Genomic DNA, 24,957 nt, shown 5'->3' on the forward strand with positions numbered 1-24,957 from the left:
AGTATTATTGTTAGTTTTTACATATAATAGAAGTGTCACTATCTGTTTCTTTTTTAATATTTATTAGAAAATACTTAAAAAGAAAAGGAATACCATCATGACACTGAATTATAAAATTATAGGATCACGCATAAAAATACGCAGAAAAATGAAAGATGTCACCCAGGAACAGATGGCGGAAGACCTCAATCTGTCTGTAGGTTTTATCAGTCAGCTTGAACGTGGTATCTGCAAAGTGAGTCTGGATACACTTGCAAATATCACCGAATATCTGGATTGTACTTTTTCTGACATTCTTGAATACAATCAACATTCTGAAAGCTATAATCAATCGAAACTGAATGCTCTTTATTCATCCTTATCCCCTGAAGACCAGCATGTTATGCTCAGTCTGATGGAGGCTTACACAAAACACCGTTAATATCCGAAAATTAGAATACCATAAAACAGACTAAAAAAAACATAGATTGTCAATTCTACGTTTTATCATGCATAAATGACATGTGCAACTGACATTTCTGCTTTTTTTCTGCATAATTTACATCATAATAACAATAACAAAACTCCGATCATCAAAATTAGAATCCTAATTCCAGATAACCGGAGTTTTTATTATGTTTATTTTATTATTCTTTCAAATCTGTTATTTACTTACCTTACGGAAGTTCTTCTTACCACGTCTTACAACGATTCCATCTCCATCAAACTTCTCTTCCGGAATTGTAACTGAGATATCAGGTATCTTGTCACCATCAACAGCAACACCGCCCTGCTCTACCGCACGTCTTCCTTCATTTCTGGAGGATACCAGACCGGACTTTACAAGTACGGATACGATATCGATCGCACCATCCTTGAAATCATCGGCTGACAATGTAACAGATGGCATATCAGCAGCAACACCCTGGGAGAATAATGCTCTTGCACTCTCCTGTGCCTTTACTGCTTCTTCTTCACCATGAACCAGCTTTGTAAGTTCAAATGCAAGGATCTCTTTTGCTGTATTTAACTGACTGCCTTCCCATCTGTCCATCTTGTCGATCTCTTCCAGTGGAAGGAAGGTCAGCATACGGATACATTTTAATACATCGGCATCTGCAACATTTCTCCAGTACTGGTAGAACTCAAATGGTGATGTCTTGTTTGGATCAAGCCATACAGCACCCTTCTGTGTCTTACCCATCTTCTTGCCTTCTGAGTTCAGAAGCAGGGTGATCGTCATGGCATATGCATCCTTGCCAAGCTTTCTACGGATCAACTCTGTACCACCAAGCATGTTGCTCCACTGGTCATCACCACCGAACTGCATATTACAGCCATATTTCTGGAATAACTCATAGAAATCGTAGCTCTGCATGATCATGTAGTTGAACTCTAAGAAGCTTAAGCCCTTCTCCATTCTCTGTTTGTAGCACTCTGCACGAAGCATATTGTTGACTGAGAAATGCGGACCAACCTCACGAAGAACATCTACATAATTCAGGTCAAGTAACCAGTCTGCATTATTTACAAGAAGTGCCTTGCCTTCTGAGAAATCGATAAAACGGCTCATCTGCTTCTTGAAGCATTCTACATTATGAGCGATCGTTTCTGTTGTCATCATCTGTCTCATATCGGTACGTCCGGACGGATCACCGATCATAGCTGTACCGCCACCGATCAGGGCGATCGGCTTATTACCTGCCATCTGTAAACGCTTCATCAGGCAAAGTGCCATGAAATGTCCTACATGAAGACTGTCTGCAGTTGGGTCAAATCCTATATAGAAAACAGCTTTTCCATTATTTACCAGATCTTTGATCTCTTCTTCATCTGTTGTCTGGGCAATTAATCCTCTTGCCACTAACTCGTCATAAACCTTCATTTTTTTCCTCCTGTAACAGCATCCGCTCAGATGCTGACCTCTTATATCATAATTATTATCTACTTATTTATTCTGTGCCCGGATAGCTGCGGCAAAATATATGTCTCCGATCACTTTCCGACCATTATCCATCTATAATACACATACTCCGTGATTATACAACGAAATACAGCACTTTGACAAGACCGTGTTTCAGTTTGCTTTTTTCAGACTGTTTCTGCGGATTCCTGCTGCTATCGCCACAAATAAAAACAGGAACGGTGTCGTGATCGGCTGCTCTACATTGACGAACGCCTGTGTGATATAAGAAACGATAAGCATCAGAACCGCAAGCATCACCGGTTCATCCTTCCAGGTTTTCACACAGTTACGGATCGAAGTAATGATCAGCCCTACATAAGTGATCAGGCCAAAAGCTCCCATCGTGACCAGATACTGCAGATATTCATTATGCGCACTGTCATAAACCGTTCCGGTTACTGCCAGCATCTCATCATAATACCGGGCAGACATCAGCGCATAGATGCTTTCATTTCCATTTCCAAATACCTGATCAACAAATGGCAGATCCTGATAGAGTCGGCATAATCTCGACCAGATGAAGCCTCTGTAATCTCCCCAGAAATCATCAAATACGAAGATCTCCCAATGGTTGATACAGCCGATAACTGTCACGGTGATCCCTGCTATGAGCAATATTCCTGCTATGAGCAAACGGGATAATGCGGATCTTCCTGTATTATATTTCTTCTTTGATAACCATATCGCACACAAGATACCGATCACACAACAGACAGTCAATATGTCTCTTGCATCCACCAGCTTCGCCAGACCGGACAGCTTCTCATATCCCCTTCCGGTTCCTGTCGTGATCCACGCCATGATCGTATAACCGGAAAGAAAGGTGGTACAAACAGTTACAAATTCTGCAAACAGGCTTCGTTTTAATGCGAAAAAGAGTAATAACACCCATGCTACAGCAAGTCCCATATAGGCACTGTCACTGTTTGCCGCGATCAAGGAGGCTCCGCCCAACAAAAGGGCTGCCATATAGCAGATCCGGAATGCCCGCTTTTCTTCGATCAGATACATACCGGAAAAGAACGCAGCACTGGTACAGACAAAGCCAGCAAATATATTAATATTTCCAAAGGTGGACAGGAACATCGCCTGCTGATCCTCTCTGATATGTGACAACAGATGAAACACATCAATATCCAGGTGTTGTAAGCTTCCCATCAAAAATGCAAGTCCACTGATAACAGAAAACACCGGTGCCAGGATCTGCTGCCATTTATATCCGCTTCCAATGCCAATATAAAGCACAAGCACAAGCACCAGAAATTCCAGTCCGCAGCGTCTTCCCATGGATCCGGTGTAGGCTGCCATTTTATCATCTGCCATGATCCATGCAAGTGTGCCTGACAGCACAAAAGCTCCCATCCAGATATCCGACGCCAGAAAATTTCTGCCTCTTCCCGTTTTTTTTGCAGCATCCGTATGCTCTTCCATATGATCCGTAAATCCGAGTATAAATGTCAGACACATCAATATCCCATAGATCAATACTCCATTTTTAAAGAAATTGTATTTTGTGATCGTAATATCCATATATCCATCATGAAGAACCAATGGAAAAACAACAAACATGTACAGCAGGAATGCCGTTGTAATGCTTTCTTTAAAAATCTGAAATGCTGCTTCTTTTTTGAAATCATTCTTTTTTGAAAAAGCCGGCTTTTGATCTCCGGCTTTTTGTTTCTTATTTGTTTTTGTCATTTTCTCTCTTTGCCTTTATTCCTATAACAATGGTGACAGGAGCCTGAGGAAGGCATCCACCAGTGTAATTCTGGACATATGCTTCTTACACCAGTCCAGCGTGATCTTCTCTGATTCCTTCATCGTTGAAAGCATATCATACTTCACTTCTGCAATGATACTGGAATCATATACCAATACACCGCATTCAAAATGATGATAGAAGCTCCGGTTATCCATATTGATCGAACCGATCGAGGTCAGATTATCATCCGTCAGGATACATTTGGAATGGATAAATCCCGGTGTGTACTGATAGATCTTCACGCCGGCACGAAGCAGTTCTTTGTAGCTCGACTGTGTCATACGAAAGATCATCTTCTTATCCGGGATCGCAGGTGTTACGATACGGACATCGATTCCCCTCTTTGCTGCGAGCTTTAACGCTGTCATCATTTCATTGCACACGATCAGATATGGAGTGAAGATGTATACATATTCCTTTGCATCATTGATCATCTGCATATATATGTTCTCACCAAGCGGCTCCTTCTTGAGCGGATTGGTCGTATATGGCTGAAGATATCCATCGTTCAAATGCTCCTTCTGCTCTGCCGGACGATAGCTTAAGATATGCTTATCTTCATTCCGGATGCTGTTCCATAACTGAAGGAACAGGATCGTGAACCGCCATGCAGCATCTCCATCCATACGGATACCGTTATCCTTCCATCTGCCATAAGGTGATTTCTTATTAATGTATTCATCAGACAGGTTAAAACCGCCGGTATAAGCAACCGTACCATCCATAACCGCGATCTTCCGGTGATCCCGGTTGTTAAAGATCGTTGCCAGAAATGGAACCACCTGATTAAATGCCATACATTTGATCCCATAGCTTTCCATCTCACGCCAGTAATACTTTGGCACATAAAAAACTGAGCCGATATCATCATAGATCAGGCGGACTTCCACACCCTCTTTTACTTTCTCTTTTAAGATCTCAAGCACCGTATTCCACATTTCGCCCGGATTGATGATGAAATATTCAAGGAAAATATACTTTTTTGCCGATTTCAGGTCATCGACAAAATCCGGCCAGACATCTTCCCCCATCGGATAATACCGGACATCCGTATTCTGATATACAAGCGAACCTGCATAATCTTCTGTATATTTGAACAACCGGTATGGCGGCTGCCCCTTTATCACATCACTGAAATATGCCATATTTGCATACAGATCCGTCTCGTAGTCCCATTCTGCCGCATGCTTCATATATTTCTCTAACTTCTTCGGCATAATGATATGTCCATAGAGCAGATAAAGCAGACCACCGAGGACCGGAAACATCAGGATCGGAACGATCCATGCCAGTTTAATTGACGGATTCACATCCTTTAATAACAGATGCATCACAGCTATAAAACTTAACAAATGCAGAATAGCCGCCACCAATACATAGTATTGCTGCAGCTTTAATACTTCTACCATAAAGAAGATCAACTGTGCCGCTACCAGCAGACATGTAATTACCATTCGACTAAATAACCTGTTCAATAGTTTCTTCATAGACAATTTCCTTCTTATTAATTTATGACAGGACACAGTAAACCGTGCCCTGCCATTTTATCTTTTATCCCGTATTTCTATTTTACTTGATCGAAGTTACCTTATATCCGGCTTCCTTCACTGTATTTTTGATCTCTTTATCGGATAACTCGCCACTTAAAGTAAGCACCGCCTGCTTCTTCTCATGGCTGACCTCCGCTTCTGTTACCTGTGGAAGTGCCTCAAATGCTTTCTTCACTCTTGCCTCGCAGTGTCCGCACATCATTCCTTCTATATACACCGTCTTATTCATCGTACCAGTCTCCTTTTCTATCTTATTATTTCCCTCAACATTTTTTGATACCATTTTTTGGTGTATTCTGTATTTACTATTATTAACATATATCTTCACGAAATTCAACCGTAATGCATTCATTACTACACAAAAACTGGAAAGGCTCATGGCAAATGCTCCAAACATCGGGTTTAATTTCCAGCCAAACATCGGATACCAGACACCTGCGGCAAGCGGTATTCCGATAATGTTATAAATAAATGCCCAGAACAGGTTCTCTTTGATATTTCGTATCGTTGCCATACTTAACCGGATTGCTGCAGGAACGGTTCGAAGACCTTCCCGCATCAGTACCACATCTGCCGCATCGATTGCAACATCGGTTCCGGCTCCGATCGCCATACCGATATCCGCACGGGTTAATGCAGGGGCATCATTAATGCCGTCACCAACCATGATCACACGGTGCTCCTTCATCAGTTCTCTTACTACCACTTCTTTTCCATCCGGCAGTACATCAGCGATCACGCGGTCAACACCTGCCTGTTTACCGATTGCTTCTGCTGTCTTTGCATTATCTCCGGTTAACATAACAACTGAATAATTCATCTCTTTTAATTCTTTGATCGCAAGGATTCCATCCTCTTTGATCGTATCTGCAACTGCAAGGATACCGATCAGTTTATTCTCATCGATTGCCAGATAGATCGGGGTCTTGCCCTGTGAAGCTAATTCTTCTGCCAGTGTCTTATCCGCCTCGGATAAGGTTACATACTGGCTGATAAATTTTCCATTTCCACCAAGCAAAATATGATCTGATATCTGAGAATGGTTCTGTCCTGCACAAAATCCTCTTTCATTCTGTGAAACCGCCTCACTGCTTAATCTACAGCGGAGTCCATTTCCCGGAAGCACCTGAAAATCTTCAATCTTCTGTGGCTTGATCCATTTCTGTCCGACATATTCCATAATGGCTTTGCCTATCGGGTGCTCACTGTATTGTTCCAGACTTGCTGCAAAGGTAAGCAGGTCTGTCTCACTGTATCCATTTCCCGGAACTACATCTACCACTTCCGGCGTTCCATTTGTGATCGTTCCTGTCTTATCCAGTACAACCACATCTGTTTTTCCTGTCATCTCAAGTGCTGCCGCATTCTTAAATAGGATACCTTGCTTTGCTCCGACACCGTTACCTACCATAACGGCAACCGGTGTTGCAAGTCCAAGTGCACATGGACAACTGATCACAAGCACCGATATACCTCTGGCAAGTACAAAGCCTGTGCTCTCTCCTGCAATGATCCATACAATAATAGTGATCAAGGAACAGATCAGGACAGCCGGAACAAAGATACCGGATACCTTATCTGCAATCTTTGCGATCGGTGCTTTTGTTGCTGCTGCATCACTGACCATCTCTATGATCTGGGATAAAGTCGTATCTGTACCGACTCTGGTTGCCCGACATTTCAGATAACCGGATTTATTGATCGTTGCGGCAGATACCTTATCTCCTTCTGCTTTATCGACCGGAAGACTCTCACCGGATAAAGCAGACTCATCAACCGCACTGTTTCCTTCTATAACCACACCATCTACCGGAACACTGGATCCCGGACGGACGATAAATACCTCTCCAACTACCACATCTTCAGCAGCAACTTCCTGTTCTTCTCCATCACGAAGAACAAGGGCTGTTTTGGGTGCAAGCTTCATTAATCCCTTTAAGGCATCTGTCGTACGACCTTTGGAATATTCCTCGAGTGTCTTACCAACCGTTATAAGTGCAAGAATCATCGCTGCCGATTCAAAATAAAAATCATGCATCAAGGTCATAACACGGTCATTATCCTGCCGCATCACGGCATCTGTCATTGCAAATAATACATATGTGCTGTAAATAAAGGATGCGCCTGAGCCAAGTGCTACTAATGTATCCATACCCGGTGCTCCATGGATCACACCCTTAAATCCATTAATAAAAAACTTCTGGTTTACAACCATGATCGCAATTGCAAATAACATCTGGATCAGTCCCATAGCGACATGGTTATCACTGATAATCGCCGGCAGTGGCCATCCCCACATCATATGTCCCATGGAAATGTACATCAGCGGAATTAACAGAACGATAGATGCGATCAGCCGGACCTTCATCTTGTGCAGGGCTGCATGATTATTCAATTCATCTGCATCCGCTGCCTGCTTCTTCCCGACATTCTTCCGGTCTTCTCCTGTCATCAGACTTGCTCCATATCCTGCCTTTTCTACTGCTTCAATAACTGTCTTAGGATCAGCATGTCCTTCTACTGTCATCGAATTTGTAAGCAGGCTGACGGTACAACTGTCAATCCCTATTACTTTCTTCACTGCCTTTTCTACGCTTGCGCTGCAGGCACTGCAGCTCATTCCTGTTACGTTATATTTATCCAATTCATTCACCCTCTTATCAAGCTTTTATCATGTGCTTCGCACATTCTATGCCTTCATTATATCTTAAACACATTTTTATTATGTTTCATATCCAAAGCAATCATACGAACATATTCTCATACGATCTTCCAGACAGAAAATTTCTATGTGTTTATTTCATTAATTTCTTAATGGTATCTACCAGATCATCCACCGTATCTTCTTTTCCTGCTTTGATATCCTCGATCACACAGGTTCGGATATGCTCTGCAAGAAGTTCCTTATTAAAGCTGTTCAATGCAGAATTGACAGCGGCAACCTGTACTAATATGTCCGTACAATATGCATCCTTTTCCAGCATTCCCTTGATTCCCCGGATCTGTCCCTCGATCCGGTTCAGCCGGTTCATCAGCTTCTTATATTCACCTTCTGTTCTCTGTTTTGTTTTATGACAATGGCAACATGGTTCTTCCATTCTTGTCCGCTCCCTTCTGTCTGTTTCCTGAATTTTTTCATCCATCTGTATCTGTACATTTATTTTTTGTATCCAATTTTAATGATCCCGGATACGATATTATATATACCCCATAGGGGTATTTTTGTCAATACCAAAACCAATAAAAAACGCAGGGCAAATGATAAAAAATATCACTCGTCCTGCATCTTTATAGTCTGGCGTCGTATGACACCTTATTTTCCTGTAGGATTGTATTATTCTACAACATCATCCTCTAACAGACCTTCGTCGTCAATGATCCCTTCATCGGATCCATCCTCTATCTCATCTGATGAATCATCGGATCCGTCATCACTGCCATCTGATGAATCACCGGATCCGTCATCACTGCCATCTGAATCTATACTTTCCATATCACTGTCATCATATTCGTATCCATCGATCATATCACCCTGATCATCGTAATAATCACTGTATGAGATCGAACCGGCCTCCAGAACATCTTTCAGATTGTAGATTGTTCCATCGGTTGCATTTACCATAAGTGCCTGTACCGGATAGTCAAAATCATATGTTCCATCATTTTCGTCTGCCTGTGCAAATATCCATACAGGAACATAATTATATACATCATCCTGAGAATCATCCTTAATACAGTAATATGTCAATCTGACATCGTTAAATTCAATATCGCTGTAGGAAGTCTTATTATCTGTATAATACTGTGCAACATTCTTATCCAGTTCCTTTAAAAGCTCCTTCCAGCTCAAAAGATCTACATTTTTTTGATCCTCACCGGTTGAAACTAACAATGGATAACAGCTTGCGTTGATCACGCCATTGGAGTCGATCTGAATGGAGAACGTCTCTGTTGGAGCATCATACCAGGCATCATCCTCATCGCTTGAAAGAGTGTCAACCATAGACAGATCCGCACTGTATGGAGCAGTTCCATTGACAGAACGTCCAAAGTTTACGATATAGCCTTCATACTCTGTTGCAATCACATTATAAGAGCTGTCATAATACTCCCATAATAACGGAGATTTATCTGTAACGATCACATCATCAATTCCACATCCGGCAAGAAATTCCTGTGCCAGTGATACGGCTTCATCTTCAGAAAATGTACAAGTATTTACAATGCTGTCATCAATCCCCTCTTCTCCATACTTTGCGTCATAAGCATATACAAAGGATGCACCCTCATATGGTCTGTAATTGATCATGCTTTCGGATGGATAATAAGAAAGATCAAAGCTTGCATTTAACCCTTCTGTTCCCTCTGAAAATGAGAGCATGAACTGATTATCGCCAATCTGTCCGATATAATCCGATGCACTGTAATCACCGGCTCCTTCTCTCTCATCCGTTGCCGTTGCCATTTCATTTTCCAGATAGGATATGTATTCCTTACAATAATCCTCTGTATCTGTATCTCCAGCTTCCTTCGCATCGTCTAACATCGTCTGATATGAATCAATCTGAGTCTGCAGATCACTCTTGGTCTGGTGCTCAAAGTCATATACATAGATACCCTTTGACTTATCAAAGATTGCCTCACAGACCTTCTGCCTGTATGCATTATCAAAGGAATTCTTCTTATAAGACACAATAGACATACTGTCGGAATCTGGTGTTATGATATCATCATCTTTAATGGTAATCTCTTTGATACCGGAATCACCGACATCCAGCTTACCCTCATAAGACTCCGGAACACCGAGACGGGACGATAATTCGCCGCCTTCTCCTGCACTTCCTTCTTTCTGCGTTCCATCACCCATATCGTAATCAACCTTCTTATTACATCCTGAAAAAACAGTTGCTGCAGACAATGCTGTTGCCAGTAACACTGCCGACATTTTTGTTAATTTTCTCTTCTTCATGGTTTCCTCCTCGAAATTCCAAATCAGCTAAACAAAGTTATTATAATCGAACCAACGCACGATAGCAAGAAAAAGCAAGAAAGAAAATGTGAAAATATTGCGAACGGCCCTGAATGCATATGCATCCAGCGCCGTTTTCTGAACTGATATTTATTCTTTTGAAATAACAACCTTGCCATCCACTACCTGAATCTTTACCTTGTTTGTATCAATTCCGGCAGCCTCCAGAATATCATCACTGATCTGTACACGGTGTGCCTTATCCATAATGGAATATTCTTCATGGGAATCGGTTCCATTAAAGCTCTCGCTTTCCATGTCATTGATCCGTTTTCTGTAATCCTCTTTCATGATCTTTTCTGTACTGATCTTACCATCTGCGATCATAACCACACGTCCAACCTTATTTGCAAGACTGATATCATGCGTTACGATGATAACTGTAATACCCATTTCCTCATTCAGTTTCCGGAACAGATCCTGGATCATATCTGAGGTTTTGGAATCGACTGCACCGGTCGGCTCATCTGCCAGCAGGATTTTTGGATTGTTGGCAAGTGCGATCGCAATTGCAACTCTCTGCTGCTCACCACCGGACATCTGTGCCGGATAGGAATTTACCTTTTCCTTTAAACCAACCTTGCACAAAAGATCATAGGCTCTGGCTTCCCGGTCTTCCTTATTGTCTTTATCAAAATACATCGGCACCTGGACATTTTCCAGAGCTGTCATATACGGAAGCAGGTTTCTGGAATTCTTCTGCCATACAAAGCCAACGGTATGTTTCCGATATTCTACCAGTTCTTTGTCTGTCATTGCAAAAAGGTCTTTTCCATCTACATATAATTTTCCTGCTGTCGGACGTTCCAGTCCACCGATCATATTCAGAAGCGTTGACTTACCACTACCGGATTTACCGATAACTGCCATCAACTCACCCTTTTTGATCGTAAGCTCCAGCCCCTGAAGTGCCATTACTTCAACTTCATCTGTTTTATAGATCTTAACCAGACTGTCGCAGTCAATGATATTGCCGGTTTCTTCATATTCTTCCGCAGCCTGACTGTTTCTGTCTGTATCGTCCAAATCTTCTGATGTTTCTGTATCGTCATCTGCTATATCTGCTTCATCAACAGCGTTCCCAGCATCCACTGCAGTCTCCTGCACACCGATATCGTTCATGTCTGTATCTGCGATATCGGCGTCTTCCTGAACAGGATCCTGATCCATTGGTTCTTCCATCATCTGTGCAACATTTTCCTGCATATCAGTTTCCGGAATCGTATTTTTATCTTTTTTCTTAAAAAATCCACTATGCTTTGCCAATGATCTCACCATCCTCTATCTCAAATACTACGTCTCCGAGTTCCATCAGGTTTGGATCATGTGTCGTCATAACGATCGTGATTCCTTCTTTTGCCACCAGATCCTTGAACAGCTTCATAACATTCAGTCCGGATGCTGTATCCAAAGCTCCTGTCGGCTCATCTGCAAAGATTACCCTTGGCTTATGGGCAACCGCTCTTGCGATCGCTACCCTCTGCTGCTCACCACCGGACATCTGGTTCGGCATATGGAACATTCTGGAACTAAGTCCAACCATCTCCAGAACCTCGCGGATACGGGAATCCCGGTTTCCTTCATATTCCGCAAGTCTTAAACCAAAATCTACATTCTCATATGCATTCATGATCGGAATCAACGCTACCGACTGGAATACAAATCCGATATCGTACCGTCTGAGTTTTTCTCTTTCCGGTACAGCCATCTCCGACAGGTCGTGATCCTCTATGATCACCTGCCCCTCCGTTGCTTCATCCAGCGCACTTAAAATATTTAAAAGGGTTGTTTTACCGGAACCGGATCTTCCCTTCAGGATCGCAAGCTTTCCTTCCGGGATATCCAGATCTATTCCTTTAAGAGCATAAAATGGTTCGCCATTTCCAACTGTAAAACACCGCTTTATTCCTCTTGCAGTAATCATATTCATTGTTTAGTCCTCCCCCAGTTTTAATGCCTGTGTGATGTTCATCTTCTTTAAGATTGTCCGGAGAACAATGAAGCAGATAATAAACATTACCACAACTACGATCGTCAGTTTCAATATATCAAATGGGTTGACCGCTATGCTGATCGCTATGTTATGCGACTCCGGCAGATATACGATCGCTACCAGCTTTACAAACAACGCAGTAGCCGCCGCTCCAACTCCATATCCTGCCAGACTGGCAAGAACGGAACTGAACATCTGCTCGTTGATCAGCATCTTGTTAATCTCCTTCATGCTCATACCCATCGCACGGTAGATACCAAACAGAAGCTCCCGCTGCTTGATCGATGTAATCCAGTAGATGAGGAATCCTACTGTACAGAGGATAACTGCTACCAGGAAGCTCAGTGAGAATAACCCATTTGTGATCAGTACAAGCGGAGATTCCAGCATGTTCTGTACTTCCTGATCTACACTCTGATAACTCTTTAATGAAATACCCTGCTTTTCAACCGTATCCAGGACCTCCTGATAATCATGTCCATCTGCAAGCTGTCCCCATATCTGATATGGAGTAAGACCAAATGCACTGACAACATATGCGTAATTAGCAACAACCAGATAACGTTCCTTCTCAACAACCTTTCCACTTTTGTCCTTCTCATATGTGTACTGGTTAAATCCAGGCCATGCATCTACAATTGCGCAGATTGTTCCGGACGGTGATGCGATCTCAACCGGCTCCTTTGTCTTCATCGGGCTGTATCTTGCATATGTGATGCTGTCACCAACAGACAGATCATATTCCTTTGCCAGATTTGATGAAATGATAACACCATTGGAAACAGTTGCAATACTGTTCAGGTAATTATACCAGTGTTCATCATTCAAGCCTGACTTTAATTCGGCTGTCTCACCAAATTCCTTTGTATTAATTCCCATCAGAACAGAGTCCGGAAGTTCAGAACCTCCAACCTTGATCGTTGTATTGTCATCATAGATCACACGGGTCAGATGTTTGCATGAATTGGAAAGATTCTCTGTATACCGTTCAAAATCCGGTTCTTCATAGTACCAGTGACTCTTCTTATCTTTATCCAGATACGCACCCATCTTCCACTGTTCACTCAGAACGATATCTGTTCCAAGATTATATTCGATACGCTCCCGATTGTTCTCATTGATCGTTCTTGCCATATTGGAATTAAACATACCCATGGCGATCGTCATAACCAGAAATACAGAGATAAAGCCCTGCTTCTTCACTGTTCTGGTGATCTGAAGGAAGGAAGCATATACCGCAGGTGACCATCTCTTCTTACCAATGAAATAAATGAACTTGATCAGATATTTGATCAGTCGCAGGATCAGCAGCCCAACTGCAAATATAAACAGGGAGGAATTCAAAAAGATCAATGGATCCGGTTTGTTTCCAGCCAGAATGCTTAATGCAATATCACTCTTCTGTTTATTGTAGTTGTACAGCAGGTAAATGGAAACTGCCACCAGGATCACATCCAGAAATGCCTTCTCCCAGATTGGCTTTGTATTCACCTTTCCAAGTTTACTCTTCTGCTCTACTATCGAATTCTTCGCGTATTTCAATACCGGAAGTGTTATAAACAGGATTGCGATAACTGCAGCAACCAGACTGTATAATAACATTCCCCATGTCAGCTTATAAAAGTGTGTATCACCAAAGCTGAATTTCAGGAAGGAGGTTGCACTTGCACATAATTTACACAACAGATATCCGACCGGAATACCAATAACGATCGCGATCAAAGAAAGGATCGCAGATTCTCCAAAATAGATGCCAAGAATCTGTTTCGTACTGGTACCACGACTCTTTAGCATCGCAATCTCACCGTCCTCCATTTCCAGGATCTGACTGGATACCATATAGATAAATGCCAGAAGCAATACCAGGATTGGAAGCTCCAGTACCCAGATAATGATCATGATCGATGTTGCATCGTCCTGATAATCAGCAAGTATGCTGCTGAAATTCTGAATAAAGTTACCATCTGCTTTTGAAAATGCACTCAGATAATAACGGATATCTGATGCATTTGTATGATCGATATATGCATAATCCAGCATATTATATGTTGCATAATATATTGTCAAAACACCATAGTTTGCAACGGTTGCATCAAAGGATGCCTGATCTGTAAATATCATCTTATCAAAATCTACCGGTGTCTCTTTCCAGTAAATATCAGTGGTATCCTTTGGTTCAAAGATTCCGACAACCGTAAATGTAACCGGCTTTCCATCCTTGTCTACCAATTTATCAATTGATACGGTTTCACCTACAACCAGATCATATGTATCCGCATTCTGCTGATTGATAATCACCGGATAAGTACCTTCAACCGGTTTCCCGGTATCAAGTCCCTCTCCAAACGTGATATTGATATGTTCGCTCATATCCTGCATATAGTTTACACTGAAAAATCTCCTGGAACCGAGCCCGGTCATTGCATAAGTACCTTCTATAAACAATCTGTTCTGTCTGCTTAATACCGGTACGTCAATGTAACTCATCCACTTCTTTTCATATGCATTGATACGGTCAAGTACGGATGCAGAATCCGGGAAATTGTCTGTTGAGCAGGAGCCCTGTCTTCCGACCACGGCTGAATATGTGTTGTTATCTTCTATCGCTGAATCAAACTTGGATGCCAGCGTCATATCCATTGCACCGTTTTTGAACATCGGATTACAGGATGCTACAGCAACCAGAAGCACAATACCAAGAAGAAGGCAGGCATTCAGCCACTTTTTATTCAGTAATTTATTTCTTAAGAATTTAAACATTCCTCTTCTCCCTTCTATTCTTCTGAGCTGCTATCGGCTTTTTTCTTTGTATTGTCACCACTGCCGGAAGAACCGGATTCTTTCAGAATCACATCTCCTTCTGACAATCCGGTAAGTACACATGCATTTGACGACTTTGTATCTGTGCTTGTTGTTACATACTGTTTTACAATCTCATCCTTTGAAAGCTTCCACACATATTCATAGGATTTACCGGATGTCTTATCCGTCTCTGTATAAATAATATTCATTGGAACTGTTACTACATTTTCCAGTGACATTTTTGCAAAGCTTACAAAATATCCCTTTGGTGAATCATAGAAGCTCTTATCATCCACCTGTATATAATATCTGGTATCTTCGGATCCGGAGCTGCTTGTTATATATACCTGACCATCGATCGTTGTTACATAAGCCTTCTTGGAATCCGCTGTTGCTCCGATACATCTTCCGGTCAGCTTCTTGCTGTCATCCTTCTGATCAATTAAAGTAACCTCCTGATTGACCAGAAGTGTTGCATTACTGTTATCACTTCCGGTATCGTCACTTCCGCTATTTCCGTTACGTCTGGAGCTTCCACCGTTATCTGTCAGGGATAAGGACATCATCTTGGATTCATTGCTTCCTATGCTGACAACCTTGTCACCCTCTTTGATCTGTTTTCCCTGACTGGCATATACACTCTGTACAACGCCGTCGCTTTCTGCATATACGCTGATATTACCTTTTCCATCATTATTTTTGTTCAGCTTATCACGCTTTGCGATCAATGGATTCACAGTCGTATTATAATTGATCTTTGCCAGCTCTTCATTGTATTTTGCAATCTCAATCTGGCAGGTAAGCTGCTCAACCATGTATAATGTATTGCCATTATTATCATCTGGATCCGGGATATCGTAATCACCGTCTTCTTCATCCCCGTCATCTGTTGTAGTATCCGTTGTATCATCTGCCGGATCAGCATCTCCCGGTGTTGCCACCTGCTGTTTCTTCCTGCCGGAACGGTAATCTTCAATCTCGGCTCTCAGATCCTTGATCTGCTCTTCATAGCCCGCTACTGTCGAATCATAATCACTCTTTGCATCTGATATCTGGGAGTTTAACTCCAGCAGCTCTGCGCTACCACCACCACTGTCAACAATATACAACAGATCGCCTTTTTTCACTTCCTGACCTTCCGCCAGATCAAGCTGTGTAAAATAGCCTTCTACAGGAGCTTTATAGGTTATCTGATTGGTATCTACCATCTTATAGGATTTGCTGGTTCCTGTTGTCTTAAAAGTTCCCAGCTTAATCTCATATGTTGTATAGTCACTTGGGATCGTTGAATCAGAATCATAATAAACCAGATCTCCCTCTGAAAGACCGCTCTTTACTTCCGTGTAGTTATCATCCTGTGCACCGATCTTGATCTCACGCTTTTCCTTATCACTGCTGTCTGTCTTCACATATACAAAATACTTATCTCCTTCTTCGTATAAGGAATCATTTCCGACTACAAGAACATTTGCAGCAGTTGATGTACTGAAATACAACGGTGTCAGTGTTCCTGTCTTTAAAATCTTGCTGTTATCCACATCCTTCAGTTTAAAACGGACATATGGCAGCTTGGATGCACTCTGTGCTGCTGCGATCTCCTGATTGGAATATTTGTATTCTTCCAGCTCATACCGTTTGCCATCAATCATCGTGTACATGGTGTTAAAATTTGCATATCCATCTCTTGTGATCTGCTCACCGGTGATCTCAATATACGGTGTGTTGTAATCAGATATGATAACAACATTCTCACCACTGGAGATCGATCCGCCGCCTTCATCTGATGAATCTGTATCCGTTAGGCTCTTGGCATATGTAACATAGCCGTCCTGTTCTGCTACGAGCTTGTTATCAGTTTCCAGAGATTCCTTCTCGTCAATCTGCTGCTGGAGCTTCTTGACCTTATAATTGTACAACATGTTATCATACCGGTTATTCTCGGCATTGACTGCTTTTGTGCTCTGGTTTTCTTTCGCACCGGCAGAATCTCCAGCCTCATTACATGCTTTAATCTTATAATCCAGTTCCTTCTGTTTCTGTTCGTATATCTTTTCATTTACATTATGGGTCTGCTGCTCACTGGAAAGAGAGGCTTTCAGGTCTTCAATTCCTGAAGTTGTATCATCGCTGTCTGCCTCTGCAAGAACCGTGCCCTTTTTAACATAATCACCTACATTAACATAAATCTTTGAGAGTGTCGCTGAGGTTTTAAAGAAATAACAGTAATCCGTTGGTACGATCGCACCGTTCTTGATGATCTTCTTACCAACATCGCTCTTTTCGACCGGACGGTACGCTTCATTCGTTGTAACAGGTTCTAACAGCTCCGGTGCCTTTTCTTCTTTTTTCCCACAGCCTGTTAAACCAAGCATCATTGCCATAGCAATCGCTGTCATTCTGACTGCATACGATTTTTTATTGATCATTATTCTCTTCTTTATCAATTTACCGTCACCTGCTCTCCAGCCTTCAATCCAGACTTAATAATCGTATATCCGTCTACCGTTTCACCAATTGTTACATCAACTGCTGTCCGGAAGCCATCATCATTGATCGTGAATACATAATAATTATCTTCTGACTTCTCATTGATTGCTTTTTCATCAACATAGACAACATTGCTGATCACCGGCTTATGGATCGTCATGGTCAGCACATCTTCTTCTGAAATTCCTGCCATACTGTCTACCGGCTCAAATAAGATTTTCTGCATCTGCTTACCGGTTGCCTTATCTTCATACTGACTGACATCAATAACCTTCATATCGTAGGATGCCACTTCATAATCTGCCTGATAGACATCCCCTTTTTTAAATTCATAATCATCATCTGTCGTTGCTGTATAATTAGAGGATCCGGATGCTACGGTCACCAGATTATCGGATGAACTTGCATATCCATATCCCAACCACTCATTGACATAGGTTACAGTTCCATCCTTTTCTGCAATCAGACAATACTCCTTCATCTTCTCGTTCTGTTCTTTAATATATGTATCTGCGATCTGGATATCCTCTTTCAGACTTGCAATATCATCAGAATAATCCTCTGATCCATCAATCTGCATCAGTTTCTGATAATGTTCGATCAGCAGTTCATTCTCTGCCTTCTGCTCTGTATATTCCTTGATCGTATCCTGAATATCATCTGCCTTAAACTGAACCATGATATCTCCGGCTTTAACCCGATCTCCCTTTGATACATTAACTTTTTCTACTTCGTAATCATCCTGTGAAACTTTATAATTTTTCGTTTCAAATTCATCCGGGGAAAGTTTTAAATTCAAGATTGGTGAAATATCTCCTGACTGAACGGTCACCGTATCATATCCCACCTTTGTATATGATTCAATATGAATAGAAGGTTTGCTGCTTTCTGCATTTTTGCTGCTGCATCCACCCAGAAGGGCAGCTACCATGCTGGCACATAATACACATGCCACACCCTTTTTGATTCGTTTCCGCATCGTTGCCTCCTTGCTTGCGCTGTTTTATTTTTATGTATATCTGAAAATACTATATTTTCCAAATTAAATCATTGTAATTTTACTCTCTCTGTCTGGCATAATCAAGCAATCCTTATTTTATTAAACAATCTTAAGGATTCCTGTATTATTTCTGTTACATATCATTTTCTGACAAATGTCCTGATCTTATGCCAGTATAAAATACAAATGTATCATATTTGCATCTTTTCGTTTTACATACAAACTTCGTTATAAGTTTATCATGTAAATGTGTCCATTTTATGATGAAAATCTCTATCATAATGCGTGCATTGGATTTTTTCAAAAAAAAGTAAAAAAACTTGTTGACATTTATATAGCACAGTGGTATTATCTTACTTGCGTCGGCGGTAAGCCGTACGAAATAAGACATGCGGGAGTGCTGGAATTGGCAGACAGGCTAGACTAAGGATCTAGTGCTGGAAACGGCGTGTGGGTTCAAGTCCCATCTCCCGCATCTTTATTTTTTAGAAAACCTTTGAGGTTTTCTTTTTTTATGCACAAAATCCCTGATACAAAGTATTTATATAATTATAATAAAACACTTACATGTATATATCTTTATGAAGCAGACCTTTTTACTCTGTATAACTTCGAACTAACCTCGGCGAGCCTCGCTAAGGTCTCAGTTACAAACATCGGTTCTTAACGATTCATCGCAAGATGAAGAGTTTAGTACCGCTACGTTTGAAATAGAACGAAAGTGTTCTGCGGAATAAATGGTATATACCTGTAAGTGTTTTGTTGTTAATATACTTGTATCAGGGATTTTACTTTCTCAGATTTTTATCATATTGGTAAGCTTCTTTTCTACGTCTTCTAACAGATGTGCCTTAAATGCACTGTAGTACTCATGTGTAAACTGTGTATAAAGGAATTTGTTCCACAGGTTACTGCAATATGTACTGTCAAAATCATAGTAAGAGTCTGTGTACATCATTCCGTTACTGTATCTGGTTACATCCAGATATGGCTCTTTTCCTGCGTAATTTAATCTCATTACAAGATTCTTCTGTTCGCTGCAGCATGCAAATGTCTCCAAGAACATCTTCATCTGCTCTCTTGTTACTCGTTCTACAAACATAATATGTCACCCTCCATGTCCCATAAATTAGCTCAATGTACAGTTCTATTATAGTATGAACAGGACAACTCTGTAAAGGCAATTATGTCAATGTCCGCCTTTTATTTATGATCTTTAAAATAACGGATCACTTGGCCGGGCAAACGTTCCGATAACGCAAAAACAGACCATAACCATCTTCTTCCGAAAATCATCATGATCTGTTTTTTCTGCTTATCTTAAATTAAGCAAGCTTTTCCTTTGCAACAGCAACAAGCTTAGCAAATCCTTCCGGATCACTGATAGCCATCTCTGAAAGCATCTTTCTGTTGATGTCTACACCTGCAAGCTTTAAGCCATGCATTAATTTGCTGTATGAAATATCATTCATTCTTGCAGCAGCATTAATACGAGCGATCCATAACTGTCTGAATTCTCTCTTTCTCTGCTTTCTGCCAGCATATGAACTTGTTAAAGCTCTCATAACTGACTGCTTTGCTACTCTATACTGCTTTGATCTAGCTCCTCTGTAACCCTTAGCCAGCTTAAGTGTTCTGTTATGTTTTTTCTTAGCGCCAACGCCGCCTTTTACTCTTGCCATTCTCTAGTTCCTCCTGATTTATTAGATATAAGGTAAAATCTTCTTCATTACCTTTTCATTTGTTGAATCCGTCATTGTTAACTTTCTAAGATTTCTCTTTCTCTTAGTTGTCTTCTTTGTTAAGATATGACTCTTGTAAGCCTTGCTTCTCTTAAGGCCGCCGTTAGCTGTTTTCTTGAAACGCTTAGCTGCTGCTCTTTTTGTCTTTAATTTAGCCATGTGTGTATTTCCTCCTTAATATATGTCATATTGTAAATTAACGTTTTTCAGTTAAAAACATTATCATACTTCTTCCTTCAAACTTGGCAGGCTTATCGATGACTGCGATGTCTGAAAGCTTCTCAGCAAATTCATCAAGAATGCCCTTTGTCTGTTCTACATGGGCAAGCTCTCTACCTCTGAATCGAAGCGTAACCTTTACTTTATCGCCATGTGTCAGGAACTTTCTTGCCTGATTTACTTTTGTATTCAAGTCGTTAGTATCAATGTTTGGAGATAAACGAACTTCCTTGATCTCCATTGTCTTCTGTTTCTTTCTGGCTTCTTTCTCCTTACGAGCAAGCTCATAACGGTACTTACCATAATCAATAATCTTGCATACAGGTGGTTTTGCCTGTGGAGCGATCTTAACCAGATCAAGCTCTGCTTCCTTTGCAAGCTTCAGTGCATCTCTGGAGGACATAATTCCGATCACCTGACCATCCTCGCCGATCACGCGCACTTCTCTGTCTCTAATCTGTTCGTTAATCATTAATTCGCTAATGACTTTTTACCTCCATTGCATAAAAAATAGTGGACAGCGCAAACCATCCACTATTATATATAAGTACATATTATAATCTACTTAGATATGAACCCAAGTCACTATTCTTCGTGCTAAGGTGAGAGTGGATACTCTGCTTTCTTGTCTGTCTCTGCTAAACAGCTTCTATAGGTTAGCACATACGTGTGCAAATGTCAAGAATTTTTTTACTGTATCCAGCAACTTTTTTCGTTATATTTAGCAACTTTTTAATGCTCGCTCTCTTCCGCTTCGATCGGGATAAATACCCGGTCATGAGAGATTGCAGCATCTGCATCCTCCGGTTTTGCAGAACGCTTACGGGCTTCTTCCGCGAAGTACATCTGGGAATCCAGTTTTACCTTGCCGCGAAGGTCCTGCTTCTCGTAACTGCCATCCGGCTGCATGATGTGTGCCTTTAAAGTATCAGCAAGCTGGATCTTTAAGATGTCCTTGATTCGTTTCTTCAGATCAGGATCTTCTACCGGGAAGGTAATCTCGACACGCTTGTCAAGGTTTCTCGGCATCCAGTCTGCACTGCCCATATAGATATCTTCAAATCCATCATTAAAGAAATAGAAGATTCTGGAATGTTCCAGGAAATTACCAACGATCGAACGAACCGATATGTTCTCGCTGAGTCCCGGCACACCTGCTTTGATACAGCAGATACCACGGACGATCAGGTCGATCTTAACACCAGCAGCCGATGCATCATATAAGGCTTCCATCACCTTCGGATCACAAAGAGAATTCATCTTGGCAATGATCCGTGCCTTCTTACCCTGTCTGGCATTTTCCGCTTCACGGTTAATAAGCATCAGGAATTTATCCTTTAACCAGATTGGTGCAACCGCCAGTTTGTTCCATTTTCTTGGCTCTGAATATCCGGACAGCATATTAAATACTGCCGTTGCATCTTCGCCGATCGGGTCTGAACAGGTCAGGAGTCCCATATCTGTATATAACTTTGCTGTCTGATCGTTATAGTTACCGGTACCAAGATGTACATAGCGCTTGATACCATCTTCTTCTCTTCTGACAACCAGCGCGATCTTGGAATGTGTCTTAAGTCCGACCAGACCATAGATAACATGACAGCCGGCTTTCTCAAGCTTTTTCGCCCATGCAATATTGTTTTCCTCATCGAATCTTGCCTTTAACTCAACCAGAACAGTTACCTGCTTGCCATTCTCCGCAGCCTGCTCTAACGCTGCTATGATCGGTGAATTGCCACTGACACGATATAAGGTCTGCTTGATCGCAAGTACATTTGAATCGACTGCTGCCTGACGGATAAATTCAATAACCGGCGTGAACTCATAATATGGATGGAACAACAGACGGTCATGCTTCTTGATCTTATCAAATATATTGCTGTAGTCACCATTTGAAAATGCCGGCTGTGGAACATATTTCTCATATTTCAGATGATCAAAGCCCGGCAGGCCATTTACTTTCATAAGGAAGGTAAGGTCAAGCGGTCCGTTTATCTTATATACAACACGATCAACCACATCCAGATGCTTCTTTAATTCTTTTAACAGCTTCTTATCCATCGTATCTTCTACTTCCAGACGGATAACCTCACCCCACTGGCGCTGCTTTAACTGCTTCTCGATCTCCTTTAACAGATCGGCTGTCTCTTCCTCATCAATTGAGAAATCCGCATTACGCATAATACGATATGGATGTGCACATACGATATCATAGCTTAAGAACAGCTTATCCAGATTCTTCTCGATCACTTCTTCAAGCAAGATGATCTCTGTCATGCCCTGTCGCTCAGATGGCAGAATGATCACTCTTGGAAGTACAGATGGAACCTGAACGGTCGCGATATCTGTAACATCTTTCTTCTTATCATAGATCAGCGCACCGATATTTAAAGATTTATTTCTTACAAGAGGAAACGGCCTGGACGAATCCACTGCCATCGGTGTTAATACCGGATAGATATCCCGTTCGAATAATTTATCTACATATCTGGACTGTTCCGGTGTCAGATCTTCATAATGTCTGACAATCTTCAGTCCATTTGCCTCTAATAACGGAACCAGTGAACGATTATAGGTCTGATACTGATTCTTCATGAATTCCTTCGTTGCAGGGATCAGCTCATCAAGCTGTTCTTCCGGTGTCATTCCTGCGATATCCTTCTTCGTATATCCCGCATTCTTCATATCCTTTAAGGATGCGATACGCACCATAAAAAACTCATCCAGATTGGATGCTGTGATGCTTAGGAACTTGATCCGTTCAAATATCGGAATATTCTTATCCTTCGCTTCACTCAGGCATCTTTTATCAAATTCCAGCCAGGACAGTTCCCGGTTGTAAAATAAATTCTTATCACTCATTTATATGCCCCTCCTTTGTTTCAATACTACTTTTACACCATAGACCTTTTCAAATAAGATATTATTCGTTTTAAACATGCCTGCTTCAAGTGTAATATCCTCCAGCGTATCTGTATAGATCACCAGTGTATTGTCATGTAATGAAATCCTAAGATTTGTAATCTTCTGTTTATAGCTCTTATCAAGCACATCAGCCAGTCGAAGGATAGCGGTAAGCTTGGCCACTTTCATATAATCTGCCGATCCGATCCGCCCGGATGCCCTTAATTCCGACGGAAGATAAAATCCATTATAATAAACCGCATTTGCGATCTCCTCTCTCTCTTTATGAGAAAGTCCTAGAATCTCTGTCGCCATCACGATATGATAAGAGATCAGGGATACATCCTTCATATTTACAAATTTACCACAGTTATGCAGGATCGCCGCGATCTGTAACTGCAACCGTTCCCGTTTACCAAGTCCGTGTAATTTCCGTATGCTGTCAAATATTGCAAGTGCATTATCCGATACATTCTGGACATGCGCACGATTTACTTTATATTTCTTTGCAATTGTATTCACAGATGCAAGAATATCCTGATCAAAATTCTTGTCCATCAGGAAGGTTCCTTGCTTATCCATATAGTCAGCAATAATGCCATCACAGAAGATCACATTCGGAGTCAGGATCTCCTCTGCCCTGGAATTATCCAGAAATGACTGATAAATAATCGCCATCGGAAGCATCAGGGTGGCACGCTCATATGGAATACCATACCGTTCCGCCAGATCTTCCGGTTTTATGTCAACTACCCGTTTATAGAGAATGCGGAATTGTTCTCTCGATATACTGTTCGCAATCGAAAGCTCCGGACCAACTTTTTTCAGGTTGTTGATACCATCACCAATTGCAATAATACTCTTAATATCTTTATCATTTAAAAACAGATTTCTGAATTCTATGATCGCATTTGATGCGTACTCTTCCATCAGTGTTTCAAGATCTACCGTATCGGAACCGAACCGGGTCAGATAATCACGGATTCGGACTGCACCGATTGGAAGATTCTGTGTCTGTACCAGATTTCTTCTGTCAAAGATCGAAATCTGTAAGCTTCCGGCTCCGATATCAAGCAATGCATTATTCTTATGGGTTGCCACATCCACATCCATCCCGGTTGCCACGAATGCTTTATAATTCATAAAACGTTGTTCTGAATTACTGAGTATCTGCACATCAAAATCCGTACACATCTTAATTCTCTCAATGATCATAGAAGCATTCTCCGCTTCTCTGACCGCACTGGATGCATATGCCCTGTAATCAGATACATCATATTCCTTCATCTTTCTCCGGAATTTAATCAACGTGTCACACAGCTTATTCAAATTATTTTCTTCGATATATCCTTTATTATAAGTATCACTTCCAAGCTCAATGATCGTTTTTACGGTATCAAGCTCCCTAGCACCCTTTCTTGGTGTGATCTCGCAGATCTTCATTGATATCTCATTAGAACCTACATTGATCGCGGCAAATGTCTTTCCTGCCATACTTTCATACACCTCACTTCTTTTTTACAC

Annotated in this window: 18 protein-coding genes and 1 tRNA gene; 2 read left to right on the forward strand and 17 right to left on the reverse strand. The window is 41.4% G+C overall.

Annotated elements, in window-relative coordinates; translation table 11 throughout:
- Window positions 1–97: 97 nt before the first annotated feature.
- Complete coding sequence (locus WKT03_RS05495; RefSeq protein WP_021943638.1) at window positions 98–421, forward strand: helix-turn-helix domain-containing protein; 324 nt, start codon at window positions 98–100, stop codon at window positions 419–421.
- A gap of 222 nt (window positions 422–643) precedes the next feature.
- On the opposite strand, the gene tyrS is transcribed toward WKT03_RS05495, so the two are convergent.
- The 11 genes from tyrS to WKT03_RS05550 all read right to left on the reverse strand — a co-directional run bounded on the left by tyrS (window position 644) and on the right by WKT03_RS05550 (window position 18,547).
- Entirely contained in the window at window positions 644–1,864 is a 1,221-nt protein-coding gene (tyrS, locus tag WKT03_RS05500; RefSeq protein ID WP_340391095.1) for a tyrosine--tRNA ligase, read from the reverse strand.
- 192 nt (window positions 1,865–2,056) lie between these two features.
- Complete coding sequence (locus tag WKT03_RS05505) at window positions 2,057–3,643, reverse strand: O-antigen ligase family protein (protein ID WP_340391096.1); 1,587 nt, start codon at window positions 3,641–3,643, stop codon at window positions 2,057–2,059.
- 21 nt (window positions 3,644–3,664) lie between these two features.
- Entirely contained in the window at window positions 3,665–5,194 is a 1,530-nt protein-coding gene (gene cls, locus WKT03_RS05510; protein WP_340391097.1) for a cardiolipin synthase, read from the reverse strand.
- An 82-nt stretch (window positions 5,195–5,276) separates the two neighbouring features.
- Entirely contained in the window at window positions 5,277–7,901 is a 2,625-nt protein-coding gene (locus WKT03_RS05515; RefSeq protein WP_340391098.1) for a heavy metal translocating P-type ATPase, read from the reverse strand.
- A gap of 151 nt (window positions 7,902–8,052) precedes the next feature.
- Window positions 8,053–8,355: a metal-sensing transcriptional repressor gene (locus WKT03_RS05520; RefSeq protein ID WP_008401532.1), complete on the reverse strand. Its 303-nt coding sequence runs from the start codon at window positions 8,353–8,355 to the stop codon at window positions 8,053–8,055.
- Window positions 8,356–8,591: 236 nt separating this feature from the next.
- Window positions 8,592–10,226, reverse strand: coding sequence for a DUF6034 family protein (locus tag WKT03_RS05525; RefSeq protein ID WP_262529597.1), 1,635 nt, complete (start codon window positions 10,224–10,226; stop codon window positions 8,592–8,594).
- 150 nt (window positions 10,227–10,376) lie between these two features.
- A complete protein-coding gene (locus tag WKT03_RS05530) occupies window positions 10,377–11,552 on the reverse strand; it encodes an ABC transporter ATP-binding protein (protein WP_309295078.1) in 1,176 nt (391 codons plus the stop codon).
- Complete coding sequence (locus tag WKT03_RS05535; protein WP_117785052.1) at window positions 11,539–12,216, reverse strand: ABC transporter ATP-binding protein; 678 nt, start codon at window positions 12,214–12,216, stop codon at window positions 11,539–11,541. Before WKT03_RS05535 ends, WKT03_RS05530 begins: the two co-directional genes overlap by 14 nt.
- A gap of 3 nt (window positions 12,217–12,219) precedes the next feature.
- Window positions 12,220–15,039 (reverse strand): ABC transporter permease, encoded by a 2,820-nt coding sequence (locus WKT03_RS05540; RefSeq protein ID WP_340391102.1) that lies wholly within the window; start codon window positions 15,037–15,039, stop codon window positions 12,220–12,222.
- Between the two features lie 14 nt (window positions 15,040–15,053).
- Window positions 15,054–17,525: a biotin/lipoyl-binding protein gene (locus WKT03_RS05545; RefSeq protein WP_021943716.1), complete on the reverse strand. Its 2,472-nt coding sequence runs from the start codon at window positions 17,523–17,525 to the stop codon at window positions 15,054–15,056.
- Window positions 17,522–18,547: a hypothetical protein gene (locus tag WKT03_RS05550; protein ID WP_021943715.1), complete on the reverse strand. Its 1,026-nt coding sequence runs from the start codon at window positions 18,545–18,547 to the stop codon at window positions 17,522–17,524. The genes WKT03_RS05545 and WKT03_RS05550 overlap by 4 nt, the downstream gene beginning before the upstream one ends.
- Window positions 18,548–18,959: 412 nt before the next feature.
- On the opposite strand from WKT03_RS05550, the gene WKT03_RS05555 reads away from it, so the two are divergent.
- Window positions 18,960–19,043 (forward strand) — tRNA-Leu (locus tag WKT03_RS05555).
- Between the two features lie 321 nt (window positions 19,044–19,364).
- Here WKT03_RS05555 and WKT03_RS05560 read toward each other — a convergent pair.
- The 6 genes from WKT03_RS05560 to WKT03_RS05585 form a co-directional block, all read right to left on the reverse strand.
- On the reverse strand, window positions 19,365–19,670 hold the full coding sequence (locus tag WKT03_RS05560) for a hypothetical protein (protein WP_008401521.1): 306 nt from the start codon (window positions 19,668–19,670) through the stop codon (window positions 19,365–19,367).
- A gap of 223 nt (window positions 19,671–19,893) precedes the next feature.
- Complete coding sequence (gene rplT / locus WKT03_RS05565) at window positions 19,894–20,250, reverse strand: 50S ribosomal protein L20 (RefSeq protein WP_008401519.1); 357 nt, start codon at window positions 20,248–20,250, stop codon at window positions 19,894–19,896.
- Window positions 20,251–20,271: 21 nt separating this feature from the next.
- Complete coding sequence (rpmI, locus tag WKT03_RS05570) at window positions 20,272–20,469, reverse strand: 50S ribosomal protein L35 (RefSeq protein ID WP_008401518.1); 198 nt, start codon at window positions 20,467–20,469, stop codon at window positions 20,272–20,274.
- Between the two features lie 37 nt (window positions 20,470–20,506).
- Entirely contained in the window at window positions 20,507–21,001 is a 495-nt protein-coding gene (gene infC, locus WKT03_RS05575) for a translation initiation factor IF-3 (RefSeq protein ID WP_008401517.1), read from the reverse strand.
- Between the two features lie 260 nt (window positions 21,002–21,261).
- On the reverse strand, window positions 21,262–23,391 hold the full coding sequence (locus tag WKT03_RS05580; protein WP_340391105.1) for an RNA degradosome polyphosphate kinase: 2,130 nt from the start codon (window positions 23,389–23,391) through the stop codon (window positions 21,262–21,264).
- On the reverse strand, window positions 23,392–24,927 hold the full coding sequence (locus tag WKT03_RS05585; protein ID WP_008401515.1) for a Ppx/GppA phosphatase family protein: 1,536 nt from the start codon (window positions 24,925–24,927) through the stop codon (window positions 23,392–23,394).
- Between the last annotated feature and the right edge of the window lie 30 nt (window positions 24,928–24,957).

The organism is Coprococcus sp. HCN-4056, from assembly GCF_037892645.1.
Classification (GTDB): Bacteria; Bacillota; Clostridia; order Lachnospirales; family Lachnospiraceae; genus Coprococcus; species Coprococcus ammoniilyticus.

Coding starts and splice junctions, on each gene's coding strand:
- WKT03_RS05495 (WP_021943638.1), top strand. CDS start 98: ATGACACTGAATTATAAAATTATAGGATCACGCATAAAAATACGCAGA.
- tyrS (WP_340391095.1), bottom strand. CDS start 1,864: ATGAAGGTTTATGACGAGTTAGTGGCAAGAGGATTAATTGCCCAGACA.
- WKT03_RS05505 (WP_340391096.1), bottom strand. CDS start 3,643: ATGACAAAAACAAATAAGAAACAAAAAGCCGGAGATCAAAAGCCGGCT.
- cls (WP_340391097.1), bottom strand. CDS start 5,194: ATGAAGAAACTATTGAACAGGTTATTTAGTCGAATGGTAATTACATGT.
- WKT03_RS05520 (WP_008401532.1), bottom strand. CDS start 8,355: ATGGAAGAACCATGTTGCCATTGTCATAAAACAAAACAGAGAACAGAA.
- WKT03_RS05525 (WP_262529597.1), bottom strand. CDS start 10,226: ATGAAGAAGAGAAAATTAACAAAAATGTCGGCAGTGTTACTGGCAACA.
- WKT03_RS05535 (WP_117785052.1), bottom strand. CDS start 12,216: ATGAATATGATTACTGCAAGAGGAATAAAGCGGTGTTTTACAGTTGGA.
- WKT03_RS05540 (WP_340391102.1), bottom strand. CDS start 15,039: ATGTTTAAATTCTTAAGAAATAAATTACTGAATAAAAAGTGGCTGAAT.
- WKT03_RS05550 (WP_021943715.1), bottom strand. CDS start 18,547: ATGCGGAAACGAATCAAAAAGGGTGTGGCATGTGTATTATGTGCCAGC.
- WKT03_RS05560 (WP_008401521.1), bottom strand. CDS start 19,670: ATGTTTGTAGAACGAGTAACAAGAGAGCAGATGAAGATGTTCTTGGAG.
- rplT (WP_008401519.1), bottom strand. CDS start 20,250: ATGGCAAGAGTAAAAGGCGGCGTTGGCGCTAAGAAAAAACATAACAGA.
- rpmI (WP_008401518.1), bottom strand. CDS start 20,469: ATGGCTAAATTAAAGACAAAAAGAGCAGCAGCTAAGCGTTTCAAGAAA.
- infC (WP_008401517.1), bottom strand. CDS start 21,001: ATGATTAACGAACAGATTAGAGACAGAGAAGTGCGCGTGATCGGCGAG.
- WKT03_RS05580 (WP_340391105.1), bottom strand. CDS start 23,391: ATGAGTGATAAGAATTTATTTTACAACCGGGAACTGTCCTGGCTGGAA.
- WKT03_RS05585 (WP_008401515.1), bottom strand. CDS start 24,927: ATGGCAGGAAAGACATTTGCCGCGATCAATGTAGGTTCTAATGAGATA.